We start from the raw sequence: 16,841 nt of genomic DNA, 5'->3' as shown, positions 1-16,841 counted from the left end.
GGATGACACACGCATGACAGTAAAACGCCCGCCGTCCGACAGGATACGTCTTGTGGTCTCGGATATCGACGGCACCCTCGTGCCCCAGGACAAGAGGGTGACGCCTGATGTGCTGGCGGCGGCGGCGGCCCTGCGCAAGGCGGGAATCGCGCTGTGCCTTGTCAGCAGCCGTGGCCCCGTGGGCATGCAGCCGTTCCTTGGCCCGCTGGGCATTGACCGCCCGATCGCGGCCCTGAATGGCGGGCTGATCTGCACCCCCGATGGCAAGATCATGTCGCGTCATTCGCTGGCGCCTGAGACCACGCGTGAAGCGGTGGAGGAACTGCTGTCGCGCGATGTCGATCCGTGGCTGTTCATTGATTATGACTGGCTGGTACGTGATGGCGATACTGCCCAGGTCCGGCACGAGGCAACGGTGGTCAAGACCGTCCCCGTCGTTGCCCCTGACCTGTCGCACCATTATGACGGTGTGGGCAAGATCATGGGCGTTTCCACCGATGTGGCGCAGTTGCGTACGGTGGAACGTGAACTGAGCGTGCAGCTTGCGGGGCGGGCGAATGTCCACCGTTCGTCTGAATGGCTGGTGGATGTCACCCATCCGCTGGCGAACAAGGGCCATGCCGCGCAGGAGCTTGCGGCCCTGATGGGGATTGAGATTCACGAAGTGGCCTGCATCGGGGACATGAACAATGATATCCCGATGCTGGATGTCGCCGGTGTGGCCATTGCGATGGGCAACGCCCCGGCAGAGGTGCAGAAACATGCCCATTTCGTGACGGATGCAAACACGCATGACGGCTGGGCGCGGGCGATGGAACGTTTCGTCCTGCCGCGTGCCTGACGCCTGATGATGCACAAGGAGAAGGTTATGCAACCAGTGGGGACACAGGCTGCGGGTTCGCGGGCGACACCGGCCACGGGCCAGCAGATACGCCTGGTACTGGCCGATGTCGATGGTACGCTGGTCACGAAGGACAAGATCCTGACACCGCGTGCGATCCGCGCGGTCGAACGCCTGCGTGAACGCGGGATCGTGTTTGCCATCACCAGCGGTCGCCCCCCCAAGGGGATGGAAATGCTGATCGGGCCGCTGAAGATTGACCAGCCGATCGCCGGTTTCAATGGCGGCATGATGGTTCGGCCCGATTTTTCGGTGATCGAGGCACGGACCCTGACGGCCGACGTCGCACGCACGGTGATCGGCATCATCCGCGATCACAAGGCCGACCCGTGGGTCTATAACGGCAATGACTGGATCGTTTCCGACATCAAGGCGCCGCATGTCGCGCGTGAACAGTGGACGGTGAAATTCCCGCCCAAGGTCGGCGTGATTGGCGAGGATCTGGACCAGGTGGTCAAGATTACCGGCGTCAGCGATGACCTCGACCTGATGAAGCGGCTGGAACATGACCTGCAGCAGGCGCTTGGCGATACCGCGTCCGCCGCGCTGTCACAGCCGTACTATGTCGATGTCACCAATCGCGATGCAAACAAGGGCGGCGTGGTCATGACGCTGGAGCGGTTGCTGGGCATCCCTGCGGTGCAGATGGTGACGTTGGGCGACCAGCCAAATGATGTGCTGATGTTCCGCAAGAGCGGGATGTCGATTGCGATGGGACAGGCCAGTCCCGAAGTGCAGAAACAGGCGACCCATGTCTCCACTTCGTGCGAGGAAGAGGGATTCGCCAACGGGATCGAGAAATTCGTGCTGGGGGATGCAGGCTGATGGCCGGACATGACGTCAAGACGGGCGAGATGATCGTCCTTGCCGATGGGGAAGCGATTGCCCAGTACATGGCGAAATGGCTGACGCAACAGGCGCTGGCGAAGAAAGACGGCCCGTTCGTCCTGGCCCTGTCGGGGGGATCGACGCCAAAGCGGCTGTACCAGATCCTGGCGTCGGAGGAATATGCCGAACGTTTTCCATGGGCGAACACGCAGTTCTTCTTTGGCGATGAACGTTTTGTCCCCGCCGATGACCCGGCCAGCAATTACAATATGGTCGAGACCGAAATGCTCGAACATGTGCCTGTGCCGATCCACAATATCCATCGCATGCCCACATCGGGTGATCCGGCGGCGGCGGCGGCGCAGTACCAGGCCGCATTGCAGAAGGTGTATGGCGCGGACACATTGCAGCCGGGGCGCCCGCTGTTTGATGTCGTGATGCTGGGGCTGGGCGATAATGGCCATACCGCCTCTTTGTTCCCGCGCCAGCCCGTGTTGCAGGAGCGTAAGCTGTGGGTTTCGCATTGCGTCCCTGATGATGCCCCACATACGCGCCTGACGCTGACCTATCCCGCCATCCATTCCAGCCGCCATGTTGTGTTCATGCTGGCAGGTGCGGGCAAGAAGGACGCCTTTGCAAAGGTGCGCGCGGGCGACCCGGCCGAACCGGCCAGCCATATCACCACAGAAGGCGCGCTCATCTGGCTTCTGGACAAGGCGGCCGCCGGGCAATAATCCAACCATGTCGTGCGTTCATGGATGCGTTCATTGGCGCACGGCACAACAATAACGAGGGGCCGCCGCACAGATGCGCAAACGGCCCACGCGGGGGGAGGAAACAGGGCAATGTCAAGCCAGAGTGGCGATCCGAGGGCGAAACTCAAGCGTCAGGCCGCGATTGAGGCCGCATCCATGGTACAGGAAGGTATGGTGGTTGGCCTGGGGTCAGGCAGCACATCGGCCTATATGATCGAGGAACTTGGCCGTCGCTGGGCGGAGGGGCTGCGATTCTGCGCCATCCCCACCTCTGAACATTCCGCCGAGCAGGCCCGCGCGCATGGCATAAAGCTTGTCACGTTCGCCTCCCACCCGCAGATCGACATCGACATTGATGGCGCGGACGAGGTGGAACTCGGCACGCTCAACCTCATCAAGGGGCTGGGGGGGGCGCTGTTTCGTGAAAAGATCGTCGCCGCCGCATCGCGCCGCTTTGTCGTTGTGGTGGATGAAAGCAAGCTGGTCGAACATCTGGGTCATCACGTGCCCGTCCCGGTAGAGGTCACGACCTTTGGCTGGGAAAGCACGGCGCGCCAGATTGAAGCCCTCGGCGCGCGCATCACACAGCGTCTGGACCGCAGCGGCAACCTGTTTGTGACCGATGGCGGGAACATGATCCTGGATTGCCATTTTGGCGCCATCACCGATTCGGTGGCCCTGTCGCGGCGGTTGCGCGCCATTGTGGGCGTCATTGAAACCGGCCTGTTCATCGGCCGTACGTCCGAGGTGATCGTGGCCGCGCATGATGGCCTGAAACATCTGGAGCCGTCATGACCTCCACCATTCTTCAGGATCAGGGTATCCGTCCGCTTGTTCTGGTGGTCATGGGGGTGTCGGGGTGTGGCAAGACCACGCTGGCGGCGGGCCTGCATAACCTGCTGGGCTGGCCGTATCAGGAGGGCGACCTCCTGCACCCCAAGGCGAACGTGGACAAGATGGCGGCGGGCATTCCCCTGACCGATGCCGATCGCCTGCCATGGCTGCAACGCTGCCACGACTGGCTGAAACAGCGCGTGGAATCGGGGCAGGGGGGGATTCTGACCTGCTCGGCGCTGAAGCGTTCCTATCGCGATATCCTGCGTGCCGGGGCACCGGGGATCGTGTTCGTCTATCTCCAGATCCCGCCAGATATCCTGCGTGCGCGGCTGGAACGGCGGCGCGGTCATTACATGCCGCCAAGCCTGCTGCCAAGCCAGCTTGCCACGCTGGAGCCGCCGACACCTGACGAGCATCCGGTGATTGTCACGCTGGAGGAAACGCCAGCGGACATGATCGCAAAGACGATTGGCATCCTGGCCGAACGTTACCCCGAAAAAGGCGCGCCTGCATCCGCCTGAAAAGGGGCATTGAGAGGTTTGGGGGCGTAGTGTTCCCAAAAATATCGCGGGACGCCGGATTTTTGTAAAAAGTCAGCGTCCCGCGATGTTGGTGTTCATGAAACTGGCATCGCCATGTCGCGGGGCACGCAAAACATGGAACATGGGGTTTCGGTCCTGTTTGTCTGCATGGGAAATATCTGCCGCTCCCCTCTGGCGGAGGCCGCGTTCCGGCAGGCGGCGGCACGACATGGGCTGGAGGTGCGGGTAGAGTCGGCAGGCACCGGCAACTGGCATGTGGGCGAGGCGCCGGATCCGCGTGCCCGTGCCATGGCGGCCCGGCATGGGGTTGATCTGGACCAGTATCGTGCCCGCGTCGTGACCGGGCAGGATTTTTACCAGTTCACGCATATCATCGCCATGGACCACGCGAATATGGCGCACCTGTCGCGGATGCGTCCTGTGAACGGTGTGTCGGAACTGTCGCTGTTGCTGGATTATGTGGCGCACCGGCATGGAACGGCGGTGGTTGATCCCTATTACGGCACGACAGAGGATTTTGCGGCCACCTGGCGTGATGTCAGCGAAGGGGCGGAGGCGCTGGCGTTATATTTGAAGAAGCAGGCCTGCTGACCCCTGATACAAAGAAAGCATTGGGTGTTTGGGTGGGGGCGCATCAGAAGCTTTTGGTAAAGGAGCTTCCCCATCAATACCTGCGACTATGTGAGAGATTGTCTGAAAACAACTCATTGATAAAAAACAGGAAAAGTTTTTGGGTGCCGCCTTTTTTGAAAAAGGCGGCGTCTTCTGAAGCTTTTTGGAAAAAGCTTCACCAAAAACCCTTTATAATTTCAGGATGTTATTGAGCCTGACTTTTTAAACAGCCCCTGAAGGAAGCTGTGCGGGGGCGGCCAGCGCCCCCCGTCATGATTGTTATTCTGAACGGTAACGCCCCAACCAGTGGGCATAGGGTTCAGGCAGCACATGGGCCGCGTCGGGCCGCCCCAGCGCCCGTGCGGCAGCATAGGGCCAGTGCGGGTTTTCAAGGAATGGCCGCCCCATCATCACAAGGTCCAGCGATTCATCGTGGATCAGGCCGTTGGCCTGGTCAGGCTTGCTGATGTACCAGCTTGTGGCTACGGGCAGGCCGCTTTCGTGGCGCACACGTGCGGCGATGGGGGCCATGAAGGCCGGACCCCAGGGAATCTTGGCTGTAGGTGTGGAAAAGCCGATGCTGACATCCAGGAAATCCAGCCCCAGCGTGCGGAAGTGACGCGCCAGCGTGATCGCATCCTCCAGCGTTTCCGTATCGCGGCCGTCGAATTCGATCATACCCAGACGTGCGCTCAGCGGCCTGTCCTCAGGCCAGACAGCGCGGACATCGCTCAGGGTTTCCAGCAGGAAACGCGCCCGGTTTTCAAGGCTGCCGCCATACAGGTCGGTGCGCTGGTTGGAATAGGGGGAGAGGAAACTCTGTCCCAGATATCCGTGCGCGAAATGCAGCATCAACCATTCGAACCCTGCGTCGCGGGCGCGAATGGCACTGGCGACGAAATCCTGCCGCACGCGGGTAATGTCCTCCGGCGTCATGGCGCGCGGTACCTTGGGCAGGTTGGCGCCGAATGCGATGGCGGACGGTGCGATGGTTTCCCATCCACGCGGGTCATCGGGGGCGATATGGTCATCACCTTCCCACGGGCGGTTCGCGCTGGCCTTGCGCCCGGCATGGGCAATCTGGATGCCAGGCATCGCGCCTGCATCACGGATGGCACGGGCGATGGGGCGCAGGGCATCGGCCTGGGCATCGTTCCACAGCCCCAGACACCCCGGCGTGATGCGTCCTTCGGGGGAGACGGCGGTCGCCTCCACCACTACCAGCGCGCTGCCCCCACGGGCGAGCGAGGCATAATGAACATTATGCCAGTCCCCCGCGACACCATCCACGGCAAGATACTGGCACATCGGGGAAACGGCGATGCGGTTGCGCAACGTGCGCCCCTTGAGGGTATAGGGCGTAAAGAGGTCAGGCATCCGGTCCTCTGGCGTATGGGAAAACAACAGAACACCATCCTGCCGCCGATGAGGGCACGATGCAATCAAAGCCATCCATCCGCCACGCATAACTGCGTATCCGGGATTGGCAGGTCATATATTTTCTGGAATGCACCGTGAAATGGCGCGAGTGACGGGGCTCGAACCCGCGACCTCCGGCGTGACAGGCCGGCGCTCTAACCAACTGAGCTACACCCGCATAAGCTTTCGGGAAGAAGAAACCCCGACAACCATTCGGTGGATGGGCAAATAACAGGGTTCGGCAGGTCTGGCAACGGCCATATGCAAAAAAACGGCATCTTTTTCATGAAGATGCCGTTTTTCGCCCGGATCAGGTGGCGGCAGGTGACTTGACCCCATCAAGGGCCACGGCCACGCCATGCACGGTCGCGGCGATGCGTATGGAGGTCTGGATTTGTTCTGTCGTCAGTCCCGCCTTGCGCAGGGCGTGTTCATGGCTTTCCATGCACATCCCGCATCCGTTGATGGCCGACACGGCAAGCGACCAGAGTTCGAAATCAACCTTTTCCACACCCGGCCGCCCGATCACGTTCATCCGCAACTGTGCCGGGATCTTGGCATAATCGCCGCCCACCATATGCACGAAGCGGTAATAGACATTGTTCATGCCCATGATGGCAGCAGCGGCCCGCGCGGCGTCAAGCGCCTCTGTCGACAGGGTATCGGCGAAATGCGTGCTTAGCAGTTCGGTGACAAGCGGGTTGCGCGATGCAATGGCGGAGGCCACGAATGTCCCTGCAAGCTGCTGCGGCGTCAGGGTAATGTCATGGGCGAGGGCGCCAAGGTTGAGCTTCAGGTCCTTGGCATAATCAGGCAGCAGGGATTTGAGTGTATCAAGCGACATGGACATATGCCTCAGCACGGGGAGACTGTTTGAAAACAACCCATTGGTACAGGAAGATGAAAGTTCCCGGGCGTCGCTTTTTCCCAAATCGGGACAACGTCATTTATGAAGCCCACAGGTAAAAAATCGCCAAAAACTTTCGTGATTTCAAAATGTTAATATACCGGGTTTTTCAAACGGCCTCAGGATGGGAAAAGCGGGTGAAATAATAGGGCACCCCGTCCCGATACGGCTGTCCTCCATGTGGGGGCATCGCAGGATGGTGGGGTGGCCCGTATGCCGGGATGTCGCGGGGTTACAGGCAGGGGGCACGGCATCCGGGTATGCGGAAACGCCACCCCGCATGCCGACAGACATGCGGGGTGGTGCCCAAGGCAGGTCAGGGCCGCTCAGGCCCGGATCAGGGAAAGATCATGCCTTGATGAAGGCATCCCCTTTCTTCCAGTTGCACGGGCACAGCTCATCGCTTTGCAGTCCGTCGAGGATGCGCAGGATTTCCTGCGGGTTGCGACCGACCGACAGGTCGTTGACGCTGACATGGCGGATGACGCCATGGGGATCGACAAGGAAGGTTGCGCGATAGGCAGCACCCGCGCCCTGCGACATGACGCCCACGCCTTCGATCAGCTCACGCTTGATGTCGGAAAGCATCGGAATTTCGAGGTTCTTCAGGTCCTCGTTGTTCAGGCGCCAGTTCAGGTGGACGAACGCGCTGTCGATCGACACGCCATACACGACGGCGTCGCGGTCCTTGAACTCTCCGGCCAGCTTGCCGAAGGCCACGATTTCGGTCGGGCAGACGAAGGTGAAGTCGAGCGGCCAGAAAAAGACGACCTTCCACTTGCCTTCGTTGCTTTCGTCCGAGATCTGGACGAACTCACCCTTCAGGCCCTCGGCCCCGCCGGGAACGGCCTGCAGGTTAAAGCTGGGGAACTTGTCACCGACTGTAAGCATTTGTGGAATCTCCCTTGATTCGGTTTGGGATCAGGCAGCCCGCCCGGTGGGGCGCGTCCGATGGGGTATATCTATGGTCCTGGTGCTGCTATCATGCCAGCGAATAATTTATATATTTATGATCGAATTAGTCGATGCTTCCCATGCCCTCCGCACAGCAGTTGCGCTATCTTGTGACCCTTGCGGAACTGCGTCATTTCGGCCGTGCCGCCAAAAGCTGCGCCGTCACGCAATCCACGCTTTCGGCCGGTATCCTCGCGCTGGAACGGCAGATGGACGTGCAGCTTCTTGATCGTGATGTCGGCAAGAAAGTGGTGTTTACCCCGCTGGGTAACGAAGTGGTCACGCGCGCGCGCCTTGCACTGGAATCGTTACAGTCGGTACTGGACGTGGCGGCGGCGTCGCATGAACCCATGAGCGGGCTTTTGCGGATCGGGGTCATCCCGACCATCGGCCCGTTTGTCGTGCCTGACCTGATCCGCAGGCTGCGACAGGGATTTCCGCGCATGCGCCTGTCGCTGAACGAGGATCTGACCCATCATGTGCTGGAGAAACTGGCGCTTGGGCGGTTGGATCTCGTGCTGCTGGCGATGCCGTGTGATTGCGCCGACAGCGAGACGTGGCCCCTGTGGCGTGATCCCTTCGTGCTGGTGATGCCGCAGATGCACCCGCTGTCAAAACTGTCCGCCGTGCCGGTTGAACGGATCGTGTCCCAGCGCATGATCCTGCTGGAGGACGGGCACTGCCTGCGGGACCAGACGCTGGCGCTATGCCGTCAGGTGCGGGGATGGTCCAGCCCGGAAGGGGCGGAGGAGGAATTTACCGTCACGTCCCTGCATACGCTGGTGGAAATGGTGGCTGCGGGACTCGGTGTGGCGTTGCTGCCGCAGATGGCGGTCCTGTCCGGCCTGCTGCGCGATCAGGCGGTTGTTGCGCGTCCGGTTACAGGGTGCCAGGCATGGCGCACGATCGGGCTGGCATGGCGGCCACGTTCCCCGCGGATGGGGGATTTCAGGACGTTGGCCCCATTTTTCATGCCGCCCGATGTCGGCCCGATGGCGGCGAATGCCCAGCAGGCCCCGGTTTTCGGGGATAAAAAGTAACGAAGATATATCGGCGGAGTTGACTCATCGCGCGGTCAGGGGTATTCGGGCGCCTCTTTGCGGTTATCAGCCGCCAGTCGAGGGTCGGATCATGAAAATCAGAAACAGCCTGAAGTCGGCCAAGGTTCGTGACAAGGACTGCCGTGTGGTCCGTCGTCGTGGCAAGGTCTATGTCATCAACAAGAAGAACCCGCGCATGAAGGCCCGTCAGGGCTGATTGCCGGACGGATTTGACCGTCAGGTTCCATATTGATGCGACACGGGGTCGCGTGACCGGTGGGGAAACCCTGCGGTTGCGCGGCCTTTTGTGTTTTTTCTGCCTTGTGGCCGCTCCTATTGTCCCGGCGATGCCCTGTGTCGCGGCGTCTGCCCCACCCCCCGTACCCGTCGCGTCACCGGCCCATGGCGCATCGTCCCCCGCCCCGGCCGGCAAGGGCGGGGAGACGAAGGAGCCTGGCATCCCCGAACTGCAGGACGAACTGCTGCACGCAAAGTCGAAGCAGGCGGCAAGCGACCTGCTGGCCCGGATCGAGACGTTGCGCCAAAAGGATATCACCCCCACCACCCACCTGCTGGTCCGGCGTGCGCAGTCCGACCTGGCGCAGCAGAAGGTCGGTGATGCGCAGGAAGACCTGAACGACGCCCTTGTCTTGCAGCCGGACGTTGAAATCCTGTGGCGTTTACGTGCGCAGGCGCGGTTGGCGGGGGCAGATGCTGATGGGGCGGTGGCCGACCTTGGCATCGCCTTGCACCATGACGGGCGCGATGTGCTGGCGTGGCAGATCCTGAGTGAGGCGGAAGGCGTGCGCGGTGACTGGGGTGCCGCGTGGAAAGCGTGGCAGCATGTCGTGACGCTGTATCCCCTGTTCCCCGGTGCTGCGCACCAGACGGAAGACCTGCGGCTCAAGGCATTCGGGCGTCCCACCTGAACCCTCTCATTGCGATTCGATGAGGGGAAGGGACGATGTCCTGATTTTCTGGGCACTGCCGGGAAACAGCCCAGAAAATATATTGGGGAATAAAGGTTTCTGGTGAAGCTTTTTTTTAAAGCCTTCAGAAGGCGCCGCCTTTTTTCAAAAAAGACGACGCCTTTGAAACGGGGTGTGGGAAAGTGTTGCCCGAAATCCTGGATGTTTATTCCCGTAATTGCCGATCAGTTGATTACCGGTCAGTCAGGCGGAATTCGATACGGCGGTTACGTGCGAAGGCTTCGGCTGTCGTGCCATTGTCCAGCGGTTGGAAATCGGCAAAGCCCGTGGCGGCAAGGTGACGCGGGCTGATCCCGTCGGCGATCAGCATCTTCACCACCGTTATCGCGCGTGCGGAGGACAGTTCCCAGTTGCTGGGGAAGGCTGTGTGGATCGGCAGGCGGTCGGCATGCCCATCCACGCGCAGTATCCACGGCACCGATGGTGGGATCTGCTGTGCCACCTGTTTCAGCGTCCGGCCCAGCACCTTGATTTCCTGTATGCCTTCTGGCGACAGGTCGGCACTGCCAACAGGGAACAGGACCTCGCTTTGGAATACGAACCGGTCGCCCACGACCTGTATCCCCTTGGTATCTTTCAGCACATCACGCAGGCGGCCAAAGAATTCGGAGCGATAGCGTTGCAACTGCTCCACCTTCTGCGCCAATGCGATATTAAGCTGCATGCCAAGGTTGTCGAGTTTGCGGTCGCGGTCATGCACCTCGTTCTGGCTGATCTCCAGTGCCGTGCTGACTGCGGCAAGCTGTGCGCTGAGCTGTGCAAGCTGGTTGTTAAGCTCGTCGGCCTGATGGCGCGCATCGTCGCGTTCAGCCGCCTGCTGGCTGACCTGCGCCGTAAGCGAGGTTGTCGTGGCCTCGTCGGCAGCATGTTCCTTCTGCAAGGTGGCTACCGACTGTTCGAGGGAGTGGTTATGACTTTGCTCCAAAGAGAGCATCTGGCTGAGATGCGCGACCTCGCGCTGAAGCTGGTCAAGGACCTGCTGGCGCTTGTTCAGCGCAACCGACAGGAATGCCTGCCCCAGCACGAAGACAAGCAGTACGAAGATGATGACCATCAGGAGTGTGGACAGCGCGTCCACATATCCCGGCCATGCATTCAGTTCAGAGGAGCGGGACTGGCGGCGGGATCGGCGGGCCATGACGGGAACTTTCTGTAGATCAGGAGGCCGGGCGTCCCGCACCCGGTGCGGCTGCGGCGATGGTGCGGGCCAGAAGGCGAAGGTCGCCACGGATTTCGCTGGAAATCTGCGTGCGTCCGGCTTCGGATTCCTGCACCAGGCGTGCCAGCAGGGCCTCGATATTCTGCAGGTGCTCGCTCCCGCGTGGGGCGGCCATCTGCGCCAGATGATCGTTCAGGGACGATAGCAGGTGCTGTTCATGCGCGCGCTGCTCCTCATTGCGTGACAGCAGGACCTGAAGTTTTTCAAGGTTTTCCGCCGTATGTTCCAAAAGCGCCTCGACATAGGCGGGGATCGTCGCTTCTTCACCGGTGGTGGAGATGTTGCCGCCCGACATCCGCGTGATGCTGGCCATCCATTCTTCAAGCTCGTTGAAGAAGCGGTTTTGCGCCTGTCCTGCCGTCAGGTCGAGGAACCCCAGCACCAGCGCGCCAGCCAGCCCGAACATGGAACCGGAAAACGCGGTGCCCATGCCATGCAGCGGCGCGGCCAGCCCGGCCTTGAGCTGATCGAACATGGCCGTCATGTCGCCCGACCCCACGGTCATGCTGCCGATGACATCCGCGACCGATCCCACCGTCAGCAGCAGCCCATAGAACGTGCCCAGCAGGCCAAGGAAGATCAGCAGCCCCGTAAGGTAGCGCGACAGTTCGCGCCCTTCGTCCAGTCGCGATGACAGGCTGTCGAGCAGCGATTGCGCCACGGGGGCCGACAGTGTCAGGCGCGTGCCACGTTCGCGCGTCGCCAGCATGGAGGCCATGGGGGCAAGCAGGCGCGGTGGCGGCGGTGTGGTCAGTCCTTCACGCGGGTGGCGGATGGTGTCGATCCAGCGCACCTCAGGGATCAGGCGCAGGACCATGGAGACATTCCACGCGATTCCCAGCGCCAGGATGCCCAGGATGAGGCCATCAAGGTAAGGATTATTGAAAAACGCCTGGTACAGCGTACTTCCCAGCATGGAGGCGACAATGCCCACAGCCAGAAGAAACAGGACGATTCGAAGGATATAGGTTGTCGGTCGCGTCACGCAGGGCTGCTCTCTTAGGAGGGAGAAGGACTCGACGCCACCACACCAGAGCGGGTCACGTCAATACAGTCCGGTGTTATTCCGATCTGATTTTCTGGTGGCTGCCCGATGGCACGTACGTAAATGCGTGTCGATGCGACCCCGGCATGGATCAGGACGGACCGTGCGGCAAGCCCGCGTGACAGCGCGATCCGGCGCGGGGTGGAGGCATCGTCGCCATTGCCTTCGCCATATGCGGCAATCATCACATGCTGTTCCGGCAGGCGTTGCATTACGCCCGCCAATGTCTGCAATGCCGCAATCATGCGCGGGTTCATGTCCGCGCTCTGGTCCCCGAAATACAGGCGTGTGCCACCAGGGATGCGCGCGGCATGGCCCTTGGCCGCGGGGTCGGGCTTTACTTCCGGTGGGGGCGGGGCGGGATGCAGGGGCACATGCACTTCTGGTGGGCGCAGGACGGGATTGGCCGGTGGCGTCGTCGCCACCTGCGGTATGGCAGCCGCAGGGGGGGCAGCAGGAGTGGCGGCAGCCGGATTCGCGCCATCGGGTGGGGCGCTGGCATGTCGGCCCATTTCGTTGCTGCCGACGACGGGGCGCGTGGCCGGTCTTGCAACGGCCGGGGTGGGCGGTGGCGCGCCAAGCGTGTTGAGCGCATCGGGATGGGTAATGACCTGCGCATGTGCCGCGCGGATGCCCGCCGGTGTGGCAAGCCCCGTCACCAGCGCCAGCGCGATGCGCGCATGGATGGCCAACATGGCGCGGGGGTGTGGGGACGGATGCGATATGAAAGGCGCCCTGCGGGGCGTGGGGGTCGGTTCATCTGACATGGTGCCGACACGCTAGACGAGGGGCAGGGCGCACTCAACATCCACGTGCGCCGGCGCGCGGATGGACCATGGTGCGGGACGCGCACCATGGTGGCGATGGTTACGACAATACGTGCGCCATCGGGGGCCGGAAGGGATCAGGAACGCGTGACGAGGCTGTTGGCGACAAGTTCGCGCAGGATGCCATGCATGTGCGCATTCCCCGCGACCGCATCCACCGAATCGGGGAAGTCATTGAGGTCCACGCCATTGGGGTCTGTGGCATAACCCCCGGCCTCACGCACCAGCAGCACACCGGCGGCGCAGTCCCATGGGCGAATGCCCAGTTCCCAATATCCCTCGTACCGGCCTGCCGCGACCCATGCAAGGTCGAGTGCCGCCGCGCCAAAACGCCGCACACCCGCGACCTGTGGCATCAGCGCGCCAAGCGTGCGGGCGAAGGACAGCCGGTTTTTGGCCGATACCTTTGCAAAGGGGATGCCTGTTGCGAACAGGGATTCATCCATGTTGCGCCGCGCCGACACGCGCAGGCGACGTTCGTTGAGGAACGCGCCAATGCCCTTTTCAGCCCAGAACATTTCGTTCCCGGCGGGATTATATACAAGGGCTGCGACCATTTCGATCGTACCGTCCGGCAGGCGGCGCTGCAGGCCGATGGAAATGGCCCAGTGCGGGATGCCATGCAGGAAGTTGGTCGTGCCGTCCAGCGGATCGACAATCCAGCGCCACGTCCATCCGTCGCCGCCAGATGCGCCGCTTTCCTCCATCAGGAAGGCATAGCCCGGACGCGCGCGGCCCAGTTCCTCGCGCAGGGTGGCTTCGGCGCGCAGGTCCGCCTGCGACACGAAATCGCCCGGTCCCTTGATGCTGACCTGAAGCTGTTCGACCTCATTGAAGTCACGCAGAAGCCGGCGCGCAGCTTTCTGCGCGGCGTTCTGCATGACCGTCATATGAGGGGAAAGTCGCATTGCCACGGTGATCGGTCCTGTCTGGTTCGGCGGTGAAGCGGGAATGATGGGGTGGGGACGGGAACGCGCCAGGCCGCCGACACCCGGGTGGGTGTCGCGGCGGCGCGGGGATCAGGACTTCGCCCGTTCGACGTAGGTGCTGTCCTCGGTGCGGACCACGATCTTTTCGCCCGCTTCGATGAAGGGGGGGACCATCGTCTTCACGCCGTTGGACAGGCGCGCGGGCTTGTACGACGAACTTGCCGTCTGGCCCTTGACGACGGGATCGGCCTCCACGACCTCAAGCGTCACCTGGCTGGGCAGGACAACGCCCACCGGATCGCCTTCGACAAGGTTGAGGATCAGCGTCATGTTGTCCTGCAGGAACGGCGCCTGATCGCCAAGCAGGTCAAGCGGCAGCAGCAACTGTTCGAACGTTTCCGGGTCCATCAGGACGATGTTGTCGCCGTCCATATAGGAATAGGTATATTCCTTTTCCTCGGTCATCAGGCGTTCGACGGTATCCGCCGTGCGCCAGCGTTCGTTCGTCTTGTTGCCGGTCTTGAGGTCGCGCATCTCAACCTGGATGAAGGCGCCGCCCTTGCCCGGAGTGATGATCTGCTGCTTCAGGACCGTCCAGCGACGGCCGTCATGCTCGATGACCTGTCCGGCACGGATCAGGTTCGCCTGCTGTTTCATTGGGGTCTCTGTCTGAACTTGTGGGAATGTCTTGCAAGGATGGGCTTCTACCTTCCCCGGCGCGGAAGGGCAAGGTTTGCGCGCTAACCTTCTTCCACGCGATGTGGCCTGCCCTGTGGATCGCGCACCTGCATGCCCATCCCCTCAACCGTGTCGAGATAGCCCGGGCCGATCGGCACCTTGCCATGCCCGCCGGGGATGTCGAGCACATAGGTCGGCCATGCCAGCCCCGTCACACGCCCGCGCAGGGCCGCCAGCAGGCGCTGTCCCTCGGCAATGGGCACGCGAAAGCGTGACGTGCCGGGCGCGGGGTCGAGCTGGTGCAGGTAATATGGCTTGACCCGTGCGGCGACGAGGGCGCGCAGCAGGTCCTCAAGCGCCTGTGGCGTGTCATTGACCCCGCGCAACAGGACAGATTGCGCGATGACGGGGATGGCCTGCGCCTGCATGCGGCGGATGGCCTTGCGTGCCTGGGGGGTCAGTTCGCGGGCATGGTTGGCATGTATGACCATCCACAGGCTGCATGTGGTGTCGAGGGCGGCCATCATGTCTGCCGTCACGCGTTCGGGGTCGGCCACGGGCACGCGGGTATGGATGCGGATGGTGTGGACGTGGGGCATCGCCTCCAGCGCGCGGATGATGTGGCCCATGCGTCGGGGCGACAGCATCATCGGGTCGCCCCCGCTCAGGATCACTTCGCCAATGGCCGGATGCGCGCGCAGCCAGTCCAGCGCACGTTCCAGCGCCGCATCATCCAGCACGCCGCCATCAGGGCCGACATGTTCGCGCCGGAAGCAGAACCGGCAATAAAGCGGGCATATCAGCAGTGGCTTGAGCAGTGCGCGGTCGGCATAACGATGCACAATTCCCGGCACGGGTGACAGTGCGTCATCGCCGATCGGGTCGGAACGTTCCTCTGTCGTGGTGTGCAGTTCCGCCGGGTTGGGAATGACCTGCAGCCCGATCGGGTCATCGGGATGTTCGATCAGTGCGGCAAAGGCGGGGGGGATCGCGGTGGCATAGTCATGCGCCACAGCCTCCAGCGCGGGTTGCGCGGCCTGCGACACCAGCCCTGCTTCCACCAGGTCGCGGACGGTGCGTAACGTGCGCGCAGGGGCGGGGCGTGTGGTGTCTGGCATGGGGGTGCCTCATAACGGATGGATCAGGGTTGGGAAAGTTTCCGGGGGGCGACTTTTTCAGGAATGCACCGCTTTTCGAAAGCGTCTTGGGAGAAAACTTCACCAAAAACGGCTTTGCGAGAGGCAGGGGGCATAAAGGGGTTGACCAGAGGGGAGACTGCCGCGCTGTACTGCGCGCCGCTTGTTCCTGCAACCGGAGTTTTGTGCCCCCATGTCCAGAAAGGGTATCGGATCTGGCGATCCTGACCGCATTGCCGAACGCCTTGCCCTGTTGCGGCGCCGTGGGCTGGTGGTGCGCGGTGTGCGTGCGTTTTTTGAGGGACGCGGGTATCTGGAGGTCGAAACCCCCTATGCCGTGCCGACGCCGGGGGAGGAAGTGCATCTGAAGGTATTTCGCACCGAGCAGCATCGCCCCGATGGGACGGTGCGTCCGCTGTTTTTGCACACCAGTCCCGAATTCGCGATGAAGCGTATCGTGGCCGCAACCCACCTGCCGGTGTTCCAGATGGCACGGGTCTGGCGCAATGCGGAAGGCAGCCGCCTGCATGCGCATGAGTTCACGATGCTGGAATGGTATCGCCCCCATGCCAGCCTGTCTGACCTGATGGATGAGACCGAGGCCCTGTTGCGCGCCATTTTGCCGCCGGTCCTGCCGGGTGCGGCATCACGGGTTGCAATGACCCCCCCGTTCGAACGCCTGACGATGGCCGATGCCTTTGCACGGTATGCCGGGCTTGACCTGTTGGCGACGGGCGACGACGCGACTGCGCTTGCGCAGGCCGCGCGATGTGACCTGCGTGCGGGGGAAAGCTGGGAAGACCTGTTTTTCCGCCTGCTGATGGAACGTATCGAGCCGCATATCGGGCGCACATGTCCGACCTTCCTGACCCACTGGCCCGCCAGTCAGGCGGCCCTGGCGCGGCGTGATCCCGCGGACCCGCGCGTGGCGCTGCGTTTCGAACTGTATGCCGATGGGATCGAACTGGCCAATGCGTTCGAGGAGCTGACCGACCCGGTGGAGCAGGAGGCACGTTTTATGGCCGATCGCGCCCGGCGGGCCGACCTGTATGGCGATGACCCGCAGGCGACATGGCCAATGGACCATGCGTTCCTTGCAGCAGTGGGGAACATGCCATCCTGTGTTGGGATTGCGCTGGGTCTGGACCGTCTGGTGATGCTCGCGGCGGGGACGCGACGGATTGAGGATGTGCTCTGGCTGTCGGGGGAGTGAAGGTAAAAGA

General features: G+C 62.1%; 19 protein-coding genes and 1 tRNA gene. 10 read left to right on the top strand and 10 right to left on the bottom strand.

Annotation, left to right across the window (positions count from 1 at the left end):
- Positions 1–13: 13 nt before the first annotated feature.
- The 6 genes from IFJ82_RS15210 (at position 14) to IFJ82_RS15185 (ending at position 4,454) form a co-directional block, all read left to right on the top strand.
- Positions 14–841, top strand: a complete 828-nt coding sequence (locus tag IFJ82_RS15210) for a Cof-type HAD-IIB family hydrolase (RefSeq protein ID WP_075595659.1) — start codon at positions 14–16, stop codon at positions 839–841.
- 27 nt (positions 842–868) lie between these two features.
- The gene (locus tag IFJ82_RS15205; protein ID WP_192265106.1) at positions 869–1,726 is read left to right on the top strand and encodes a Cof-type HAD-IIB family hydrolase; all 858 of its coding nucleotides are present in this window, start codon (positions 869–871) and stop codon (positions 1,724–1,726) included.
- A complete protein-coding gene (gene pgl, locus IFJ82_RS15200) occupies positions 1,726–2,463 on the top strand; it encodes a 6-phosphogluconolactonase (protein WP_062808502.1) in 738 nt (245 codons plus the stop codon). Before IFJ82_RS15205 ends, pgl begins: the two co-directional genes overlap by 1 nt.
- A 111-nt stretch (positions 2,464–2,574) precedes the next feature.
- Positions 2,575–3,279, top strand: coding sequence for a ribose-5-phosphate isomerase RpiA (gene rpiA, locus IFJ82_RS15195; RefSeq protein ID WP_003617308.1), 705 nt, complete (start codon positions 2,575–2,577; stop codon positions 3,277–3,279).
- The gene (locus IFJ82_RS15190) at positions 3,276–3,842 is read left to right on the top strand and encodes a gluconokinase (protein WP_062808504.1); all 567 of its coding nucleotides are present in this window, start codon (positions 3,276–3,278) and stop codon (positions 3,840–3,842) included. Before rpiA ends, IFJ82_RS15190 begins: the two co-directional genes overlap by 4 nt.
- Positions 3,843–3,956: 114 nt before the next feature.
- Positions 3,957–4,454, top strand: a complete 498-nt coding sequence (locus IFJ82_RS15185) for a low molecular weight protein-tyrosine-phosphatase (protein ID WP_275403444.1) — start codon at positions 3,957–3,959, stop codon at positions 4,452–4,454.
- Positions 4,455–4,754: 300 nt separating this feature from the next.
- On the opposite strand, the gene IFJ82_RS15180 is transcribed toward IFJ82_RS15185, so the two are convergent.
- From IFJ82_RS15180 to IFJ82_RS15165, 4 genes are all read right to left on the bottom strand, one after another.
- Positions 4,755–5,852, bottom strand: coding sequence for an NADH:flavin oxidoreductase/NADH oxidase (locus tag IFJ82_RS15180; protein WP_003617314.1), 1,098 nt, complete (start codon positions 5,850–5,852; stop codon positions 4,755–4,757).
- A gap of 143 nt (positions 5,853–5,995) precedes the next feature.
- A tRNA-Asp gene (locus IFJ82_RS15175) sits at positions 5,996–6,072 on the bottom strand.
- Positions 6,073–6,204: 132 nt separating this feature from the next.
- Positions 6,205–6,738, bottom strand: coding sequence for a carboxymuconolactone decarboxylase family protein (locus IFJ82_RS15170; RefSeq protein WP_192265104.1), 534 nt, complete (start codon positions 6,736–6,738; stop codon positions 6,205–6,207).
- Between the two features lie 411 nt (positions 6,739–7,149).
- Positions 7,150–7,692 (bottom strand): peroxiredoxin, encoded by a 543-nt coding sequence (locus IFJ82_RS15165; RefSeq protein ID WP_003617318.1) that lies wholly within the window; start codon positions 7,690–7,692, stop codon positions 7,150–7,152.
- A gap of 134 nt (positions 7,693–7,826) precedes the next feature.
- Here IFJ82_RS15165 and IFJ82_RS15160 point away from each other — a divergent pair, with 134 nt between their 5' ends.
- The 3 genes from IFJ82_RS15160 to IFJ82_RS15150 all read left to right on the top strand — a co-directional run bounded on the left by IFJ82_RS15160 (position 7,827) and on the right by IFJ82_RS15150 (position 9,724).
- Positions 7,827–8,795 (top strand): hydrogen peroxide-inducible genes activator, encoded by a 969-nt coding sequence (locus IFJ82_RS15160; protein ID WP_062808507.1) that lies wholly within the window; start codon positions 7,827–7,829, stop codon positions 8,793–8,795.
- 91 nt (positions 8,796–8,886) lie between these two features.
- The gene (ykgO, locus tag IFJ82_RS15155) at positions 8,887–9,012 is read left to right on the top strand and encodes a type B 50S ribosomal protein L36 (protein ID WP_003617324.1); all 126 of its coding nucleotides are present in this window, start codon (positions 8,887–8,889) and stop codon (positions 9,010–9,012) included.
- 13 nt (positions 9,013–9,025) lie between these two features.
- Positions 9,026–9,724 (top strand): tetratricopeptide repeat protein, encoded by a 699-nt coding sequence (locus tag IFJ82_RS15150; protein WP_062808508.1) that lies wholly within the window; start codon positions 9,026–9,028, stop codon positions 9,722–9,724.
- A gap of 232 nt (positions 9,725–9,956) precedes the next feature.
- Here IFJ82_RS15150 and IFJ82_RS15145 read toward each other — a convergent pair whose 3' ends face one another.
- The 6 genes from IFJ82_RS15145 to IFJ82_RS15120 form a co-directional block, all read right to left on the bottom strand.
- The gene (locus IFJ82_RS15145) at positions 9,957–10,922 is read right to left on the bottom strand and encodes a peptidoglycan -binding protein (protein WP_003617327.1); all 966 of its coding nucleotides are present in this window, start codon (positions 10,920–10,922) and stop codon (positions 9,957–9,959) included.
- A 19-nt stretch (positions 10,923–10,941) separates the two neighbouring features.
- A complete protein-coding gene (locus tag IFJ82_RS15140; RefSeq protein WP_003617329.1) occupies positions 10,942–11,988 on the bottom strand; it encodes a hypothetical protein in 1,047 nt (348 codons plus the stop codon).
- 14 nt (positions 11,989–12,002) lie between these two features.
- On the bottom strand, positions 12,003–12,743 hold the full coding sequence (locus IFJ82_RS15135) for an OmpA family protein (protein WP_225578709.1): 741 nt from the start codon (positions 12,741–12,743) through the stop codon (positions 12,003–12,005).
- Between the two features lie 209 nt (positions 12,744–12,952).
- Positions 12,953–13,783 carry an inositol monophosphatase family protein gene (locus tag IFJ82_RS15130; RefSeq protein WP_003617334.1) on the bottom strand — a complete coding sequence of 277 codons (831 nt, stop codon included), beginning with the start codon at positions 13,781–13,783 and terminating at the stop codon, positions 12,953–12,955.
- A 111-nt stretch (positions 13,784–13,894) separates the two neighbouring features.
- Positions 13,895–14,461: an elongation factor P gene (gene efp, locus IFJ82_RS15125; protein ID WP_003617336.1), complete on the bottom strand. Its 567-nt coding sequence runs from the start codon at positions 14,459–14,461 to the stop codon at positions 13,895–13,897.
- Positions 14,462–14,544: 83 nt separating this feature from the next.
- On the bottom strand, positions 14,545–15,600 hold the full coding sequence (locus IFJ82_RS15120) for a lysine-2,3-aminomutase-like protein (protein ID WP_192265101.1): 1,056 nt from the start codon (positions 15,598–15,600) through the stop codon (positions 14,545–14,547).
- 211 nt (positions 15,601–15,811) lie between these two features.
- Between IFJ82_RS15120 and epmA the strand changes: the two genes are divergently transcribed.
- Complete coding sequence (epmA, locus tag IFJ82_RS15115) at positions 15,812–16,831, top strand: EF-P lysine aminoacylase EpmA (protein WP_003617340.1); 1,020 nt, start codon at positions 15,812–15,814, stop codon at positions 16,829–16,831.
- Positions 16,832–16,841: the final 10 nt, after the last annotated feature.

Source organism: Novacetimonas hansenii (assembly GCF_014843995.1).
Lineage (GTDB): Bacteria > Pseudomonadota > Alphaproteobacteria > Acetobacterales > Acetobacteraceae > Novacetimonas > Novacetimonas hansenii.
This window is presented reverse-complemented; position numbering and strand designations above follow the sequence as displayed.